General features: G+C 68.8%; 15 protein-coding genes. All 15 read right to left on the bottom strand.

Annotated features, from left to right (window positions below; genetic code table 11):
* Positions 1-198: 198 nt before the first annotated feature.
* Positions 199-2,091 carry an ATP-dependent zinc metalloprotease FtsH gene (gene ftsH, locus ACNR9W_RS04175; RefSeq protein WP_419270612.1) on the bottom strand — a complete coding sequence of 631 codons (1,893 nt, stop codon included), beginning with the start codon at positions 2,089-2,091 and terminating at the stop codon, positions 199-201.
* Positions 2,092-2,146: 55 nt separating this feature from the next.
* Positions 2,147-3,382, bottom strand: coding sequence for a tRNA lysidine(34) synthetase TilS (gene tilS / locus ACNR9W_RS04170; protein ID WP_419270610.1), 1,236 nt, complete (start codon positions 3,380-3,382; stop codon positions 2,147-2,149).
* A 7-nt stretch (positions 3,383-3,389) separates the two neighbouring features.
* Positions 3,390-4,316: a tetratricopeptide repeat protein gene (locus tag ACNR9W_RS04165; RefSeq protein ID WP_419270608.1), complete on the bottom strand. Its 927-nt coding sequence runs from the start codon at positions 4,314-4,316 to the stop codon at positions 3,390-3,392.
* Positions 4,313-4,849 carry a peptidoglycan-associated lipoprotein Pal gene (gene pal, locus ACNR9W_RS04160; protein ID WP_419270606.1) on the bottom strand — a complete coding sequence of 179 codons (537 nt, stop codon included), beginning with the start codon at positions 4,847-4,849 and terminating at the stop codon, positions 4,313-4,315. The genes ACNR9W_RS04165 and pal overlap by 4 nt, the downstream gene beginning before the upstream one ends.
* A 10-nt stretch (positions 4,850-4,859) precedes the next feature.
* Positions 4,860-6,185 carry a Tol-Pal system beta propeller repeat protein TolB gene (gene tolB / locus ACNR9W_RS04155; protein WP_419270603.1) on the bottom strand — a complete coding sequence of 442 codons (1,326 nt, stop codon included), beginning with the start codon at positions 6,183-6,185 and terminating at the stop codon, positions 4,860-4,862.
* Between the two features lie 57 nt (positions 6,186-6,242).
* Positions 6,243-8,177 carry a hypothetical protein gene (locus ACNR9W_RS04150; protein WP_458478627.1) on the bottom strand — a complete coding sequence of 645 codons (1,935 nt, stop codon included), beginning with the start codon at positions 8,175-8,177 and terminating at the stop codon, positions 6,243-6,245.
* Between the two features lie 3 nt (positions 8,178-8,180).
* Positions 8,181-8,630: an ExbD/TolR family protein gene (locus tag ACNR9W_RS04145; RefSeq protein ID WP_419270599.1), complete on the bottom strand. Its 450-nt coding sequence runs from the start codon at positions 8,628-8,630 to the stop codon at positions 8,181-8,183.
* 3 nt (positions 8,631-8,633) lie between these two features.
* The gene (tolQ, locus tag ACNR9W_RS04140) at positions 8,634-9,326 is read right to left on the bottom strand and encodes a protein TolQ (RefSeq protein WP_419270597.1); all 693 of its coding nucleotides are present in this window, start codon (positions 9,324-9,326) and stop codon (positions 8,634-8,636) included.
* 114 nt (positions 9,327-9,440) lie between these two features.
* The gene (locus ACNR9W_RS04135) at positions 9,441-10,169 is read right to left on the bottom strand and encodes a sulfotransferase-like domain-containing protein (RefSeq protein WP_419270595.1); all 729 of its coding nucleotides are present in this window, start codon (positions 10,167-10,169) and stop codon (positions 9,441-9,443) included.
* Positions 10,162-10,554, bottom strand: coding sequence for a tol-pal system-associated acyl-CoA thioesterase (gene ybgC / locus ACNR9W_RS04130; protein ID WP_419270593.1), 393 nt, complete (start codon positions 10,552-10,554; stop codon positions 10,162-10,164). The genes ACNR9W_RS04135 and ybgC overlap by 8 nt, the downstream gene beginning before the upstream one ends.
* 46 nt (positions 10,555-10,600) lie before the next feature.
* On the bottom strand, positions 10,601-11,632 hold the full coding sequence (ruvB, locus tag ACNR9W_RS04125; protein WP_419270591.1) for a Holliday junction branch migration DNA helicase RuvB: 1,032 nt from the start codon (positions 11,630-11,632) through the stop codon (positions 10,601-10,603).
* Complete coding sequence (htpX, locus tag ACNR9W_RS04120) at positions 11,629-12,540, bottom strand: zinc metalloprotease HtpX (protein ID WP_419270589.1); 912 nt, start codon at positions 12,538-12,540, stop codon at positions 11,629-11,631. The genes ruvB and htpX overlap by 4 nt, the downstream gene beginning before the upstream one ends.
* A gap of 14 nt (positions 12,541-12,554) precedes the next feature.
* Positions 12,555-13,274 (bottom strand): Holliday junction branch migration protein RuvA, encoded by a 720-nt coding sequence (gene ruvA / locus ACNR9W_RS04115; RefSeq protein ID WP_419270587.1) that lies wholly within the window; start codon positions 13,272-13,274, stop codon positions 12,555-12,557.
* A complete protein-coding gene (gene ruvC, locus ACNR9W_RS04110; protein WP_419270585.1) occupies positions 13,271-13,780 on the bottom strand; it encodes a crossover junction endodeoxyribonuclease RuvC in 510 nt (169 codons plus the stop codon). The genes ruvA and ruvC overlap by 4 nt, the downstream gene beginning before the upstream one ends.
* Before the next feature lie 99 nt (positions 13,781-13,879).
* On the bottom strand, positions 13,880-17,350 hold the full coding sequence (gene dnaE / locus ACNR9W_RS04105) for a DNA polymerase III subunit alpha (RefSeq protein WP_419270583.1): 3,471 nt from the start codon (positions 17,348-17,350) through the stop codon (positions 13,880-13,882).
* Positions 17,351-17,415: the final 65 nt, after the last annotated feature.

Below are 17,415 nucleotides of genomic sequence, written 5' to 3'. Positions count from 1 at the left end.
CGGTCAAAATGGGCAACGATCTCCTGCATGTGCCAATTTCCTCCCTGATGCGGTAGAAAAAAGGGAGTTATTGAAACGTAACACAGCCGAACCGCTTTTGATGAAGGTCTTTTCAAAGTGACGTTCCGGCAAAGCCCCGAAACATGGAGCAGTCTGTCCGACATGAAAAAGCCCCGGTGACGAACCGGGGCTGTTTCATCATGCAGGGGCGGGGTCGCCCCCTGGTGCCGGCTTGCCGGCCTTGGGGATGGCGGTCACCGAGGGGATCAGGCTGCTCGGCGCATCATCATCGTTGCCACCCAGGGGTTCACCCCGGACGATGCGCCCGATCTCCTCGCCGGTCAGGGTCTCATATTCCAGAAGGCCCTTGGCCAGACGTTCGAATTCTTCCGATTTCTCGATCAGGATGCGGTACGCCTCCTGATAGCCCGCTTCGATCAGTTCGCGGACCTCCTGCTCTATCAGCTCCTTGGTCGCGGCCGAGACGGAAAATCCGCCGGTGCTGCCCGAGTAGCCCTCGTGGGCCTCGGCATAGTCGACCGCGCCGACCTTGTCCGACATGCCCCACCGCATGACCATCGCACGCGCCAGCTGGCTGGCCTGCATGATGTCCCCGGCCGGTCCGTTCGACACGCCTTCCTCACCGTACTTGATGATCTCGGCGGCCTTGCCGGCCATGGTCATGGTGATCTTCTGCTTGGCCTCGTCCTTGTGGAAGTTCAGCCGGTCCATCTCGGGCAGACTGACGACCATGCCCAGGGCGCCGCCGCGCGGAATGATCGTCGCCTTGTAGACCGGGTCGCATTTCGGCAGCGACAGGCCGACGATGGCGTGACCGGCCTCGTGATAGGCGGTCTTTTCCTTCTGTTCGGGCGTCAGGACCATGCTGCGACGTTCCACGCCCAGCATCACCTTGTCCTTGGCGCTCTCGAAATCGTCCATGCTGACAAAGCGGCGGCCGATCCGGGCCGCGGTCAGCGCGGCCTCGTTCACCAAGTTCATCAGGTCGGCACCGGAAAATCCGGGCGTGCCGCGGGCGATCAGGCGCAGGTCCACGTCGGGACCGACCGGCACCTTGCGGGCATGGACGGACAGGATCTTCTCGCGGCCCTTGATGTCGGGGTTCGGGACATGGATCTGGCGGTCGAAGCGGCCGGGGCGCAGCAGCGCCGGGTCCAGCACGTCCTTGCGGTTGGTCGCGGCGACGATGATGATGCCTTCGTTCGCCTCGAAACCGTCCATCTCGACCAGCAGCTGGTTCAGGGTCTGCTCTCGCTCGTCATTGCCGCCGCCGATGCCCACGCCGCGGGCACGACCGACCGCGTCGATCTCGTCGATGAACAGGATGCACGGGGCCGATTTCTTGGCCTGCTCGAACATGTCACGGACGCGGCTGGCGCCGACGCCCACGAACATCTCGACAAAATCGGAACCTGAGATGGTGAAGAACGGGACACCCGCCTCGCCCGCGATGGCCCGCGCCAGCAGCGTCTTGCCGGTGCCCGGAGGGCCGACCAGCAGCGCCCCTTTCGGGATCTTGCCGCCAAGGCGGCTGAACTTCTGCGGGTTGCGCAGGAATTCGACGATTTCCTCCAGCTCTTCCTTGGCCTCGTCGATGCCGGCGACATCGTCAAATGTCACCCGGCCGTGCTTTTCGGTCAGCAGCTTTGCGCGCGACTTGCCAAAGCCCATGGCGCCGCCCTTCCCGCCGCCCTGCATGCGGTTCATGAAGAAGATCCACACGCCGATCAGCAGGATGAAGGGCAGCCACACGCCCAGAAGCGACATGAAGCCCGAGCTTTGCTGCTTGACCACGCGGACATCGACACCGCTCTGGATCAGGCGGTCGGCAATGTCCTCGCCCATGGGGCGAACCGTGGCATATTGCTGTCCATCGCTGCCGGTGACCACCAGGTCTTCGCCGTCGATGGTGACGGAGGTGACCTGATCATCCTGCACGCGCTGCATGAATTCGGAATAGCTGATCTGGCGGCTGTTCATCGCCCCGGATCCGTCGCTGAACAGGTTGAACAGGGCCAGAACCATCAGGAACAGAACCACCCAGAAGGCGAAGTTGCGTGCGTTGCCCAAGACGGGTCCTCCGGCGGAATGCGTTGCATCGAAAATAGGGATTATCGGCGCAGGTTCAATGCGCCTTTACCAGCCTGCGGAAATCTGACGCGCCCCGCAGCGGATGAACGCCGAAATCGGCATGCGCACGCAGCAGCGGGGCGGCGATCAGGCGGTCCTCCTGCCAGACTGCGGGGCTTGCCGCGGCCTCGTCGCGCAGCAGGCCCGAATCCCGCCAGTTCACCTGCTGCAGGGCGTCAGCCCCCAGTGCCGCGACACGCTGGCCAACCCGCAGTCCGTGGATCCGCCACCGCCGGTCCCAGGGACCCTCCGTCGCGGCCGGGCTGCGCAAGGCGGCCGCAGCCTCGCGCGCGATCCTGAGCTGATCGCCCACGGCCGAGATCATCGCGCCGTCCAGCGTCACCCGCCCATGCACCATGACCGCCTCCAGCGCGTGCAGCAGGGTCGCGCGACGGGGCGGATAATCGGCCCCGGTCACCCACCGGCAGGCGGCGACCAGGAGGCGGCGGCGGATCTCGGGCGGGGCGTCGCGCAAAGTGGCGCGGGGCATGACCAGGCTGCCGCGATTCGCAACCGCATCGGCCGCCAGCAGCGCGGCATAGGCCGACAGCGCCTCGCGTGCCTCGGCGATGTGGCCCGCGGACCGCGCCAATGCCCCGACCTCCAGCCCAAGATCGCTGATGGCCTGGCGGGCGCGAACGCGTTCATAATCCGTGTTGTCATTGGACGGATCGTCGATCCAGTCGATCTTGCGCGCCCGCAGCCAGTCGCGCAGCTCTTCCCGCCCGGTTCCCAGCATCGGCCGCAGCCAGCGCATGTCAAAGGCATCGCGCCATTCGGCCATCGCGGCCAGCCCGTCGATCCCCGATCCGCGCGACAGGCGCATGACCAGCGTCTCGGCCAAGTCATCGGCGGTGTGACCCAGGGCCACCGCCGACAGATCGTTGCGCCGCGCCCACCCTGACAAGAGCCGCAGCCGGGCATCGCGCGCCTGCGCCATCAGGTTGCCGCTGTCAGTGTCGCGGCGCCACAGCAGCGTCGCGTGCGACAGGCCAAGGGCGCGGGCGGCACGGGCCACCGCGGTGGCCTCGGCGGCACTTTCCGGACGCAATCCATGATCCACGGTGGCGACCATCAGGCGGCGACCCCGCGCCCAGGCTGCCGCCATCTGCATCAACGCCACCGAATCGCCCCCGCCGGACACCGCCAGCCCAAGCGCGGGCAGGTCGCCGGCCAGCCGGTCCAGCGCGGCATGGACGCGGGCCGCAGGATCGGCGGCGCGCCCGGTCATCGCGGGGTCACTGGTGCTCGGCCAGGTCGGCCGCCGCCTCGAGGTCCAGGGAAGGATCCAGAAGCGGGTCCAGTGCGCCGAGATCGCTGACGCCGCAGCCAAGCCGTGTCACCCGCTGTTCCGCCTCGGCCGCCTGCGCGCTGCCGGGAAAGCGGGCCGGGATCTCGGTCAGATAGAGGCAGGCGGCCGTGGTGTCGCCCTGCCCCTCGATCACGCGGGCGATGCCCAGCAGGCTTTCGCCAGCATGGGTGCCATCCGGATCGGCGGCGAAACCTTCCAGCCAGGCGGCGGCGGCCTCGCGCGGATGGCCGGCCAGATCCAGCGCCTGGCCGCGCAGGAACAGCGCCTCGGCGGTCAGCGGGCCGCCGGCATGGGTTTCCGCGACGGCCGCGAACATCTGCGCGGCACGGTCATGGTCGCCGCTGTCCATCACGGCCCGGGCAGCGTCGAAATCCGCCTGCTCGGCGGCGGTCGAGGCGGGCGCCTCTTCTCCGGCCACTTCGGGCGCAGGGGCCGACGGCGCCAACTCGGGCGATACGCCCACTGGCGCCGACGGTACCGTCAGTGCGCTGAGATCGCAGGCCGGATCCATTTCGCAGATGCGGAACTCCAGGTCCGACAGCCGCCGGTCGCTGTCCCCGGTGATGCGGTTCACGCGGTTCTGCAACTGCTCAGCCTGGTTGGTCAGGCCCATCAACTGGGCCTCCATCGCGTTCATGCGGTCGATCGCGCTGGCCCCGCCCGCGGCCTGAAAGCCCGCCGCGCCCGAGGCCATCAGCTCTGCCCGCAGCTGTTGCAGCTGACCGCGCAGATCCGCCAGCTCCGTCCGCAGATCGGCCAGCGTCGCCGGGTCGGGCGCATCCTGCGCGATCCCTGCGGCCGGGACGGCCAGCATCAGGGCGGCGATGCCCGCGAAAGCCGCCTGCCGGATCATGCGCCCGGCCCGCTTTGGGTGACCACCGTCACGGCGCGGCGGTTCTTGGCATAGCAGGCCTCGTCCGAGCAGGTCTCGGCCGGGCGTTCCTTGCCAAAGGACAGGGTGCGGATGCGACCGGGTGCCACGCCCTGCGCCACCAGGTATTCCTGCACCGCGCTGGCCCGCCGTGCGCCGAGCGCCAGGTTGTATTCGCGGGTGCCGGTTTCCTCGGCATGGCCCTGGATCACGGCGGTGAAGCCGGCATGGCGACCCAGCCAGGTGGCCTGGTTGGTCAGCACCGCCCGCGCCTCGGGCGTCAGCGTGGTCTGGTTGGCCGGGAACAGGACGGTGTCGCCGATCGCGGTCTGGAAATACTGGGCGGTGGCTTCGGCGCCCAGGACGCCGCCGGCCAAGTCGCCCTGGAACACCGCGCCGCCCCCCACGCTGGCATAGGGATCGACCACCGGAGGCGCCGGTTGCGGCACCGGTCGGACGCAGGCGGCCATTACCAGAAGGCAGGCCAGAAGGGCAGGCTTTGTCGCGGCGTTCATCATCGATTCCTCATGGCAGCAATGGTCCCCAGGACGGGTCCGAGGCGGCAAAGTCCAGGTTCAGCGGCCGCATGTTGCGGCCCGTGATATCGACGGAATGCAGGCGCGGCTGTCCAGTTCCGCCGGGCGTGACGCGGGTGAACATGACGACCCGGCCATTCGGCGCCCAGGTCGGCCCTTCGTCAAGAAAGGATTCCGTCAGCATCTTTTCACCTGAACCGTCGGTCCGCATCACCCCGATGTGGAAGCGGTCGCCGATCTGCTTGGTAAAGGCGATCATGTCGCCCTTGGGCGACCAGACGGGCGTGCCGTAGCGGCCGTCGCCAAAGCTGATCCGGGTCGGCTCTCCGCCCTCCAGCCCCATGATATAGAGCTGTGGCGCGCCCGAGCGGTCGCTTTCGAACACGATGCGCTGGCCGTCCGGGCTGAAGCTGGGCGAAGTCTCGATCGAGGGTGCGCTGGTCAGCGCCCGCTGCGCACCGGTGGCCCCGTCCATCAGCCAGATGTCGCTGTTGCCGCCCTGCTCGCGCGAATAGGCGACCCACCGGCCGTCGGGACTGAAGGTCGGGGCAAAGGCCATGGCGCCATTGTCTTGGGTCAGCGGACGCGAACTGACGCTGGACACGTCCATGATCCGGATCTGCGGAAAGCCGCTGTCATAGCTGGTATAGAGCAGCCGGCGCCCGTCGGGCGAGAACTTGGGTGCCAGCACCAGCGACGAGCTGTCGGTCATCCACAGGATATTGGCGCCGTCGTAATCCATGACCCCGATCCGCTTGATGCGGGCGTTCTTGGGGCCGGTTTCCTGCACAAAGGCGACACGGCTGTCGAAATAGGGCTTTTCGCCCGTCAGCCGGGCATAGATCTGGTCGGCGATCTTGTGGGCGGCGCGGCGCCAGTCGCTGGCGCGGGCGTCGAACTGCATCCCGTCGCCCTGCGGCTGGCCCGAGACGACGTCGAACAGGCGAAACCGGACGCTGATGTTCTCGCCCGCCTGCGTGACCTCGGCCGCGACCAGGCCCTGGGCATTGACCGCGCGCCAGTCCTCATAACTGACGGCCTCGGAAAAGCTGGCGGGGCGCGCCAGATGCGCCTCGGCCGGGATTTCGCGGAAAAGGCCGGTGCCCGTCAGGTCGTCGGCCACCACCTGGCGAACGCGCGCGGCGATCTCGGCATCGCCGTGGAAGGCGGGGATGGCGATGGCCATCGGCTCGATCACGCCATCGGTGATCTCGATCCGCAAGGGTGCGTCCTGCGCCTGAACGGGGCCCGCAGGCAGCAGCACCGCCGAGGCGGCGATGAGGATGGCGGGGGCAAAGATCAGTCTGCGGAACATGGCGTCGTCATTACCTCGGGTCGGGGGAAAGCAAAAGGCGGGCTTCCCGGAAAGTCGTCATTGCAGTTGCAGCCCGTCGGGCCGGAAATCGACCACGACATCGCGCCAGCGCCCGTATTTGGACGCCGGCATGTCAAAGCCTGCGCGCCCGCACATCAGGATCGCGCGGCGGGCGACCTCGAAGGCCTGCTGAGCGCCGGCCTCGGACCCGCCCTGATAACCGGCGAGGCGCAGGCTGTTCTGATCGGGCACCCCGTCCGGCGACAGCGAAAAGCCGACCGAGACCGTCATCCGCGACGCCTCGACCGACAGCGCCCCCACGTTCCAGCAGTTCTGGATGGCAAAGCGCAGCCCCTCGCGTTCCGCCAGGGACAGCGGCTCGCCCATCGGCAGGTCGGCCGCGCCGCGCGGCACCTGCAGCGGATCGGTGCCCGGCGTCAGGCGCATCATGTCGGCGGGAGGTCCGGAAAAGTTGTTCTCGGCTTCGCCCGCTTCCGTGCCCGCCATGGCGCCGGCCAGTGCCGCCGCCAGCGGGTCCAGCCCCGCCGAGGCGCCACTTCCGCCCTCGATCATCTGGCGCTGCCCCCCCTCTGTATCGCCGGTCCAGGCGGTATCGGTGCCCTCGGCACCCGCCTGGCCCTGCTGAGCCTCGCGCAGCGCATCCTCCAGCGCCTGCCGGTCGGCGGCATCCCGTGCGGCCTGCTCGGCGGCGGCTCTCCGATCAGCCTCCTCGCGCGCTTCGGCGGCGCGACGCTCGTTCTCGGCCTGAGCTTCGGCGGCACGACGCTCCTCTTCGGCGCGCGCCTCCGCTGCGCGGCGTTCCTCAGCCTCACGCTCGGCCGCACGTGCTTCGGCCGCGCGACGCTCGTCCTCGGCCTGCGCCTCGGCGGCACGGCGTTCCTCTTCGGCGCGCGCCTCCGCCGCGCGGCGTTCCTCGGCCTCACGCTCGGCCGCACGTGCTTCGGCCGCGCGACGCTCTTCCTCGGCCTGCGCCGCGGCGGCCCGGCGTTCCTCTTCCGCGCGCGCCTCCGCCGCCCGGCGTTCCTCGGCCTCTTGCTCAGCCGCACGTGCTTCGGCGGCGCGGCGCTCGTCCTCGGCCTGCGCCTCGGCGGCGCGCTGTTCCTCTTCGGCGCGCGCCTCCGCCGCCTGGCGTTCTTCGGCCTCTCGCTCGGCCGCGCGCTCGGCGGCCTGCGCGGCTTCCGCGGCCGCAGCCTGTCGGGCCGCGTCCTCACGGGCCTGGGCATCGGCTGCAGCCTGACGGGCCGCCTGTTCGCGGGCGGCTTCCTCGGCCGCAAGCCGAGCCGCGTCCTCGGCCGCGGCCTGCTCCGCGGCGGCCTGCGCCGCGGCCGCGCGCGCGGCTTCGGCGGCGGCAGCTTCGGCCAACCTGCGGTTTCGGTTCTCGACCAATCCCGCCGGGCGGTCCTGCGGGCGCGGCGAGGCGTCCAAGGCCAGCGCCGATCGGGGCGCAACGGCCACGGCCGCGGCATCCGCGACGGGCGCCTGCGGCTGTGCGGGCTGCACCTCGGCCACGGGCGCATCGGGCTGCGCTGTGCGAGGGGGCGCGGCATCGGCGGCCTCGGTCTGGTTCCGGGGCACGTCGGGAAGGTCGGTCGCGACATCCACCGGCGCCACCGGGGCAAAGTCGCTGAGATCCGGCACTGCCTCGGCCGTGTCGGGCTGGGCCAGCTCGCCCGCATCGACCGTGGCCGGCGGCGCGGCATCGGCCGGGGGGGCGGCCGCATCGTCGGGCACGGGCGCCGGGTTGGGCAGGCTGGCCACGGCGGTGGCCTCGGCACCGACCGGCCCCGCCCCGCGCGCGGCCGCGGCCAGGGCTTCGAACTCGGCGCCGCTGATGGTCGAGACCTGCGTCGTCCGCACCGGCGGGCCGGGCTGCGGGCGGAACAGCGCCCCGCCCAGCACCGCCCAGAGGATCAGCGCCCCATGCGCGACCCCCGAGATCCAGTATCCGATGCGACCTTCGCGATCATCCATGGCCTAGCCGTCCATGCGGGGGCCGCCGGTTTCGGTGACCAGCACGATGTCGGTGATGCCGGCGGCGTTCAGCGCGCCCATGATCTGCACCACGCGGGAATAGGGAATGGCACCGTCCGCGCGCAGGAAGACGCGCGCCGACTGCCGTTCGGCCAGCACCGCGCGCAGCGTCGGGACAACCTGGCCGTCATCGACCGGCTGGTCCATGACCAGCATCGCGCCCTCGGCCGGGATCGAGATGACCAGCGGCTCCTCCTGCTCGGTCGGGACCGCGTTGGCGGCGGTCTGCGGCAGGTTCAGCGGCACGCCCGCCGTCATCAGCGGGGCCGCCACCATGAAGATGATCAGCAGCACCAGCATCACGTCCACGAAGGGCGTGACGTTGATCTCGGACATGGGCAGGTTGCGCCTGCGTCCCTTGGTCCTGACCCGCTTGACGACCGAGGATGCCATGGCTCAGGCCTCGTCCATCTGGCGCGAGAGCAGCGTCGAGAACTCGTCCGAGAACGCCTCCCACCCGTTGACCACGCGCTCTGCATCGCCCGACAGCTTGTTGTAGAAGACGACGGCCGGAATGGCGGCGACCAGGCCCAGGGCCGTGGCCAGCAGCGCCTCGGCAATGCCGGGGGCCACGACGGCCAGGCTGGTGTCCTGGCTCAGCGCGATCCCCTCGAAGGCGGTCTTGATGCCCCAGACCGTGCCGAAGAGGCCGATGAAGGGTGCGGTGGAGCCCACGGTCGCCAGGAAGGACAGGCCCCGGAACAGGCGCCCCTCCTCGCGCTGGATCGCGACATTCATGGCGCGGTCGATGCGGCTGATGCCGCCGGGGATCAGCCGCCCGTCGTCGCGATGGCTGCGGCGCCATTCGGTCATGCCGGCGGCAAAGATCCGTTCGGAGGCGCCCTTGGGACGGTCGCCAAGCCGGTCATAAAGGTCGTCCAGCGGCTCTCCGGACCAGAAGGACCGGTCGAAACGCGCGGCCTCCTTGCGGGCCTGCGCAAAGACCATGAACTTCTGCACGATGATCGCCCAAGCCCAGAACGAGGCCGCGATCAGCATGACCATCACCACCTGAACCGTCAGGGACGAGCGCAAGAACAGCGCAACGGCCGAAAAATCGATGGCCTGGCCGGCCTGCATGGGTTCCATCTTCACTGCCTCATCATCATGGCCATTGGCTGTCCGGGACAGCCGGCGTTGCGCGCCTTTTATCGCGTTCAGGTCAAGGGTTTCATCCCCCCGCGCAACACAATGGCGTCACTTTTACGGAAAGCGCAGCCGATATGCCGCAATCGCCTCGTACGAGGGGCGCAGGGCCGCCGCAAGGGCGCTCAGCGGCGCCTCCAGTTGCGGCAGCGGCCCCTCGGGTTCGCTAAAGCCGGTCGAGCGGTTCACGGCATCGTACCACACCGCCCCCCAGACCCCGTCATGTTCGTGCGGACCAGGGTTCCACGCCAGCATCGCGGGCGTCCAGGGGATGTCGATGGCGGCGCACAGCGCCTGCAGCGCACGGGCCGGTTCGCGGCGGATGTCGGCGCTGTCGATCACCACGGGCCTGTCGCCGCGGGCCGACATCTGCTGGAACATCTGCCACTGGCGATCAAAGCCCAGTTCGGCCGGATCGGGCAGGCCCCGTTTGATGGCAAAGGACGCCGCCACCCGCTCGGGTTCGCGAATCAGGAAGACATTGGTCAGGGCCCCGGTCCAGTCCAGATCCATGCCCGGCAGCATGTGCTGGACCATGTGCTTCTGGTACTGCAGCGGGCGCCCCACCGGACGGGTGGTCAGGTCGGGCAGGACATCGCTCCAGTCGCCGGGCTGGCTGGCGATCACCTCGTCGCGCATCGGATGCGGCAGGCCGGTCTGCAGCAGGTAATGGGCGTAAAAGGGCTCGTCCACGCAGGCGCAATCCCCCCGCGCGCCAAAGCTGCGCATCATGGCGGTGGACAGGTTGCGCGGCCCGGACCACATGGCGATGCGCCGCTCAGCCATGCAGGGCCTCCTTCAGCGCAGCGGGCAGCCGGGCCGGGCGGCCCCGGCCGTCCAGACAGGCGATGGTGACGCGGGCGGCGAACAGCAGCTGCTCCCCCCGCCGCACCTGCTGGTCCACCCCGATGCGCGCCGGGCTGGCCTGCGCCAGGTCGGTCGTCACTGTCAGCAGATCGTCAAAACGCGCGGGCCGCAGGTAATCGGCCTCGATGCGGCGGACGGCAAAGACATGGCCTGTCGCCTGCTGCATCGCCAGTTGGTCGATGCCAAGCGCGCGCAGCCATTCCGACCGCCCGCGTTCGATGAATTTCAGGTAGTTGGCGTAATAGACGATCCCGGCAAGATCGGTGTCCTCATAGTAAACGCGCAGGGTCAGGTCATGGCTCATGCGCGCCACGCTAGGGCCAGTCGGCGCCGGAGGCAATCAGACGCAATCAGACGTCGAACAGCGTCGCCTGCCCCGGCTGCACCGGCGCGTCCAGCCCCAGGTGGCGCCAGGCGCGTGCGGCAAGCATCCGCCCGCGCGGCGTCCGTGCGATCAGGCCCTGCTGCAGCAGATAGGGCTCGATCACCTCCTCGATGGCGTCCCGGCTTTCCGACAGGGCGGCCGACAGCGTCTCGACCCCCACCGGGCCGCCGCCGTAATGTTCGGCCATCAGCATCAGATAGCGGCGGTCGGCCCCGTCCAGCCCCAGATCGTCAACGCCAAGCCGCGTCAGCGCAATGTCCGCGATCTCTCGGGTCAGGCGACCGTTGCCCTCGACCAGCGCGAAATCGACCACGCGGCGCAGCAGGCGACCGGCGATGCGGGGCGTGCCGCGGGCGCGGCGGGCGATCTCCATCGTGCCTTCGGGGTCGGCGCTGATCCCCATCAGGCGCGCCCCGCGCTGCACGATCAGGTCCAGTTCGGCGATCTCATAGAACTGCAGGCGCGTGGGGATGCCGAAGCGGTCGCGCAGCGGCGTGGTCAGCAGACCAAGGCGGGTCGTCGCCCCGACCAGGGTAAAGGGCTGCAGCTCGATCCGGACGGTCCGGGCCGCAGGGCCTTCGCCAATCACCAGGTCCAGTTCGAAGTCCTCCATCGCCGGGTACAGGACCTCCTCCACCGCCGGGTTCATGCGGTGGATCTCGTCGATGAAGAGGACGTCGCGGGCCTCGAGGTTGGTCAGGATCGCCGCCAGGTCCCCTGCCCGCGCGATGACCGGCCCCGAGGTCATGCGGAAATTGACGCCCAACTCGCGCGCCATGATCTGCGCCAGGGTGGTCTTGCCCAGGCCCGGCGGGCCGAAGAACAGCGTGTGGTCCATCGCCTTGCCGCGCATCTTGGCGCTTTCGATGAAGACCTTCAGGTTGGCGCGCGCCTCGGCCTGGCCCACGAATTCCGACAGGTTCTGCGGGCGCAGCGCGCGGTCCTCGCTGTCGCTGTCCATCTTTTCGGGGCGCAGGACGGGATCCGACTGGCTCATCCGCGGCCCCAGGGAGTACGCGGCCCGCCGCTGCGGGGAATGCGCGAGGGTGCAGTGGCCGCGGGGGCCGCAGCGCGTCCGTCCAGCGCCATCAGCCGGGCGATGCGCTCCTCGGTGGGGGGATGGGTGGAAAACAGCTTGTCCGCCCGCAGCGCGTGCAGCGGATTGATGATGAACATCGAGGCGGCGGCCGGGTTCTTCTCGGCCGGCAGGTTGACGGTCCGCCCCGCCGCCGCGGCGATCCGCTGCAGGGCCGATGCCAGCGCGCGCGGCTGACCGCAGATCGCGGCGCCGGTGGCGTCGGCCTCGTATTCCCGCGCGCGGGAGATTGCCATCTGCACCATCATGGCCGCCATGGGGGCCAGGATCATCGCCAGGATGCTGCCAAGGGCGCCGCCCCGCCCCTCGCGGCCACCGGTGAACAGCATCATGTTGCCCATCATGGCAATGGCCCCTGCCATCGTGGCGGTGACGGTCATGATCAGGGTGTCGCGATGCTTGATATGGGCCAGTTCATGGGCGATGACGCCGGCCAGTTCGTCGCGGCTCAGCGCGCGCATCAGGCCCTGGGTGACCGCGACGGCCGCGTTTTCCGGGTTGCGGCCCGTGGCAAAGGCATTGGGCTGCTCAGTCGGCAGAAGGTAAAGCTTGGGCATCGGCAACTCGGCCCGCCGCGCCAGATCGGCGGTCAACGCATAAAGATCACCGCCCTGTGCCGGCGACAGTTCGACCGCACCCTGCTGGCGCAAGACCATCTTGTCGCTGTTCCAGTAGCTGAAGAAGTTCATGCCCCCCGCGATCAGGAGCGCGATCACTGCGCCACCCGATCCGCCCAGCATCCACCCCAAGGCCATGACCAGCGCGATCAGCGCGGCCATCAGCATGAAGACCTTGATGTTCCCCTGCATGGTGAACTCCCCGCTCAATCCTTGGGCGCCAGCAAGCGCAGCGCCGCGCGGATCAACGCCGGCATGGCGGCGCCCGGTTCCCGCGCCTGCGCCTCGGCCACGGCACCCGCCGCCTCGGATGGACCATAGCCCAGATTGGTCAGCGCCGACAGCGCATCGGCCATCGCCTGCCCTGCGCGCGCCCCCTCCGAGGCCGGGCGCGCCTCTGCGGGGGGCATCGAGCCTCCCGCAGAGGCGGCGGACGGGCCGGGCTCGATGCCCGGCGCATCCGCATCCCCGCCCGCGGCCACGTCCCCCGCGTCGACCGTCAGCGCGCCGCCAAGTGCCATGACCGAGGGCGCCTTGTCCTTCAACTCCAGCACCACGCGCTGCGCCAGCTTGGGTCCCACCCCGTTCGCCTTGCGCACCGACGACCAGTCGCCAAGCGCGATGGCCCGCCCCAGACCCTCGGGGCCGAGCGTGCTCAGGATCGCCAGCGACACCTTGGCCCCCACGCCCTGCACCGACGTCAGCAGGCGGTGCCATTCCTTTTCCAGCATGGTGGGAAAGCCGAAGAGCTGCAGCAGATCCTCGCGGACCAGCAGTTCGGTATAAAGCGCCGCTGCCTGACCCACCGGCGGCAGCCCCGCCGCCGTCCGTTCACTGACGTGGATGATGTAGCCCACGCCCCGCACGTCGATCAGCACCTGGTCGCGGGCCCGGTGCAGGATCACACCCGCAATACGGCCAATCATGCCACGCCCCGCTTGGGCTGGGCCACGCGCAGGGTCCGCGACTGCAGGTGGCGGGCATGGCAGATCGCGATCGCCAGGGCATCCGCGGCATCGGCGCTTTCAAAACGCACCCCCGGCAGCTGCACGCGGACCATGTGCTGCACCTGTTCCTTGCCCGCATGGCCGACGCCGACCACGGTCTTCTTGACCGCGTTGGGCGCATATTCCCCCACCGCGATCCCCGCCTCGGCCGGCGCCAGCAGGGCCACACCCCGCGCCTGCCCCAGCTTCAACGTGCCGGTTGCGTCCTTGTTGACAAAAGTCTGCTCGACCGCCGCCTCGTCGGGTGAATGGGTGATGATGACGGCGCAGAGGCCGCGGAACAGGACCGAGAGGCGCGCGCCCAAGTCCTGCGCCCCGTCCGAATGGATCACGCCGTTGGCCACGTGACGGATGCGGGGGCCGTCGACCTCGATCACGCCCCATCCCATGTTCCGCAAGCCGGGGTCGATGCCCAAGACCTTCATGCTGCCCTCTTTTTTCCAAGTGTTAGCACGAAGCGCGAACATCTGACTAGGGGCATGCCGGGACCGGGCAGGGGTATTTGGGCAACGAAGAAGCCGGGATCATTCCTCGATGACGTCAAGAACGCCCGGAACCGCGCGCAGGGCCTGGCGGGCGGGGGTGGTCAGGGGCGCGTCATTCGCCACCTCGATCTCGATCAGCTCGTCGCCCTCGCGCAGACGCAGGCGGATCGGGCCGCGGGACCGGGGCGGGACGACGATCTGCGTGCGGATGCGGGACAGCACCTCGGCCAGGCGGGGGATCGTGTCGGCGCCCTGCATCTCGACCGCCAGGCAGCCCGCGCCCGCGTCGGCCACGGCATCCTCCAGCGCCGCGACCGAATTGGCGAGCATCTTCACCTGGTCGCCCGATGGCTCGACCTTGACCTGCAGGACCACGTTCTGGCCGGGCTCCAGCTTGTCGCGCGAAGCGTTGAGCAGGTCCGAAAAGACCGTGACCTCGTAGAGGCCGGTCGGGTCGGACAGGCTGACAAAGGCATATTGCGTGCCCTTGGCGGACTTGCGTTCCATTCTGGCGGCGACCGTCCCGGCGATCTGCGCGACCAGGGGGCCGCGCAGGGCCTCCTGGCTGATCTCGGCCAGGGTCTGGACCTTCTTGCGGCGAAGGGCCGGGATGTAATCGTCCAGCGGATGGCCCGACAGGTAAAAGCCCACGGCCTTGTGCTCCTCGCCCAGCTTTTCGGCGGGCAGCCAGATCCCGGTCAGGGGCGGACGGGGCGGCGGCAGGTCCTCTCCGCCGCCGAACAGCGAGGTCTGGCTGGAGGCTGCCTGTTCCTGCACCGCCGCCGACCAGGCGCAGAGCGCGTCCAGCGACTTCATCACCCGCGCGCGATTGTCATCCAGCACGTCAAAGGCACCGGCCCGGGCCAGCATCTCCAGCGGGCGCTTGCCCACGCGCTTCATGTCGACGCGGCGGGCCAGGTCGTGGATGTCGCGGAAGGGCGTGTCGCCCCGCGCCTCGTGGATCAGCCGCATCGCGTCCAGGCCCACGCCCTTCAGCGCGCCCAGCGCATAGTGGATGCGCCCCTGCTGCACGGTAAAGGTGGGCGCCGAACGGTTGACGCAGGGAGGCACGATCTCGATCCCCATGCGGTCGCATTCGCGTTTGTAGATAGCCAGCTTGTCGGTGAGGTGGATGTCGCAGTTCATCACCGCGGCCATGAACTCGACCGGGTGGTTCGCCTTGAGCCAGGCGGTCTGATAGCTGACGACGGCATAGGCCGCCGCATGGGACTTGTTGAAGCCATAATTGGCGAATTTTTCCAGCAGGTCAAAGACCTCGCCGGCCTTCTTCTCGGGCACCCCGTTGGCGACCGAGCCCTTGACGAATTTGGGGCGTTCCTTGGCCATCTCGGCCGCGATCTTCTTGCCCATGGCGCGGCGCAAGAGGTCGGCGCCGCCCAGCGAATAGCCCGCCATGACTTGGGCGATCTGCATCACCTGTTCCTGGTAGACGATGATTCCCTGCGTCTCGGCCAGGATGTGGTCGATGGTCGGATGGATCGATTCCAGCGCGCGGACGCCGTTCTTCACGTCGCAATAGACCGGGATGTTCTCCATCGGGCCGGGACGATAGAGCGCGACCAGCGCCACGATATCCTCGATGCAGGTGGGCTTCATGCGGCGCAGCGCGTCCATCATCCCCGAGGATTCCACCTGGAACACCGCGACCGTGCGCGCGCTGGCGAACAGGTCATAGCTGACCGTGTCGTCCAGCGGGATCAGGTTGATCTGGTTCTCCGTCCCCGGCGCGGGGTCATAAAGCTGCCGCCCGTCGGCCGCGACATGCAGCGGGCGCCCGCCCCCGTTGATCAGGTCCACCGCGTTCTGGATGACGGTCAGCGTCTTCAGGCCCAGGAAGTCGAACTTGACCAGCCCCGCCTGCTCCACCCATTTCATGTTGAACTGCGTCGCCGGCATGTCGGAGGCCGGATCGCGATAAAGCGGTACCAGCCGGTCCAGCGGCCGGTCCCCGATCACCACCCCCGCCGCATGGGTCGAGGCGTTGCGGTACAGCCCCTCCAGCTGTTCGGCATAGTCCAGCAGGCGCTTGACCACCTCCTCGCGCGCGGCCTCGCGCAGGCGGGGTTCCTCGGCGCGGGCCTTGGTGATGCTGACGGGTTTCACGCCCTCGACCGGGATCATCTTGGACAGGCGGTCCACCTGGCCGAAGGGCAGCTGCAGCACCCGGCCGACGTCGCGCACCGCGGCCTTGGACAGCAGCGCACCGAATGTGATGATCTGGCCCACCTTGTCGGCGCCGTATCGGCCCTGCACATAGCGGATCACCTCTTCCCGGCGGTCCATGCAGAAGTCGATGTCGAAATCCGGCATGCTGACCCGCTCCGGGTTCAGGAAGCGTTCAAACAGCAGCGAATAGCGCAGCGGATCAAGGTCGGTGATGGTCAGCGCATAGGCGACCAGCGACCCTGCCCCCGACCCGCGCCCGGGTCCCACGGGGATGTGATGGTCCTTGGCCCAGCGGATGAAGTCGGCGACGATCAGGAAATAGCCCGGAAAGCCCATCTGCTCGATGATGCCCAGCTCGAAATCCAGGCGGGCGTGATATTCCTCGACGCTGACCGCATGGGGAATGACCTTTAGCCGGTCCTCCAGCCCCGCGCGGGCCTGGCGGCGCAGTTCGGCCACCTCGTCATCGGCGAATTTGGGCAGGATCGGCGCATGCTTGGCCACGGCAAAGGCGCAGCGGCGGGCGATTTCCACAGTGTTCTCGATCGCCTCGGGCAGGTCCGCGAACAGGACGGCCATCTCCTCGGGCGACTTGAAGTAATGCTGCGGCGTCAGGCGGCGGCGGGGCTGGGACTGGTCGACATAGGCCTTCTCTGCGATGCAGATCAGCGCGTCATGCGCCTCGTACATGGTGGTCTTGGGGAAATAGACGTCGTTGGTGGCGACCAGCGGCAGGTCCATCCCATAGGCTAGGTCGATCAGCCCGGATTCCGATGCGGCCTCGGCCGCCATCAGCTGGCCGTTCTCGCCGGGATGGCGCTGCAATTCGACGTAAAGGCGCGTCGGAAAGGCCTGGGCCAGCCGGGCGGCGAGCGCCCCCGCCTTGTCCGGCTGCCCCTGCGCGATCAGAAGGCCCAGGGGCCCGGTCGCGCCGCCGGTCAGGCAGATCAGCCCTTCGGACCGCTCGCACAGTTCATCGACGGTCACATGCGGCAGGGCGCCCCCCTCGCGGAGATAGAGGCAGGTCGACAGCGACATCAGGTTCAGCCAGCCCGCCTGGTTCTGCGCCAGCAGGACGACCGGCCCGGTCGCATCCGCCGCCAACGTCATCTGGCAGCCGACGATCGGCTGGACGCCCTTGTCGCGCGCCTTCACGCTGAACTCCAGCGCGGCGAACATCGCGTTCGTGTCGGTCAGCGCGACCGCCGGCATGTCCGCCTCGGCGGCAAGCGCGGGCAGTTTGCCTACGGGAATGGCGCCCTCCAGCAGCGAATGCTCGGAATGCGTGCGGAGGTGGATGAATCGGGGGGATCTGGGGGCCATGGCACTGTCAGTATCGCAGCATGACTGAACAGCGCAATTGCCCCCGAGGGGGAAAGGACGGTAAG

Source organism: Paracoccus sp. T5 (genome assembly GCF_048538155.2).
In the GTDB taxonomy this organism is placed as follows: domain Bacteria; phylum Pseudomonadota; class Alphaproteobacteria; order Rhodobacterales; family Rhodobacteraceae; genus Paracoccus.
The sequence above is the reverse complement of the archived record's forward strand: the minus strand, read 5'-3'. Positions and strand labels throughout refer to the sequence as shown.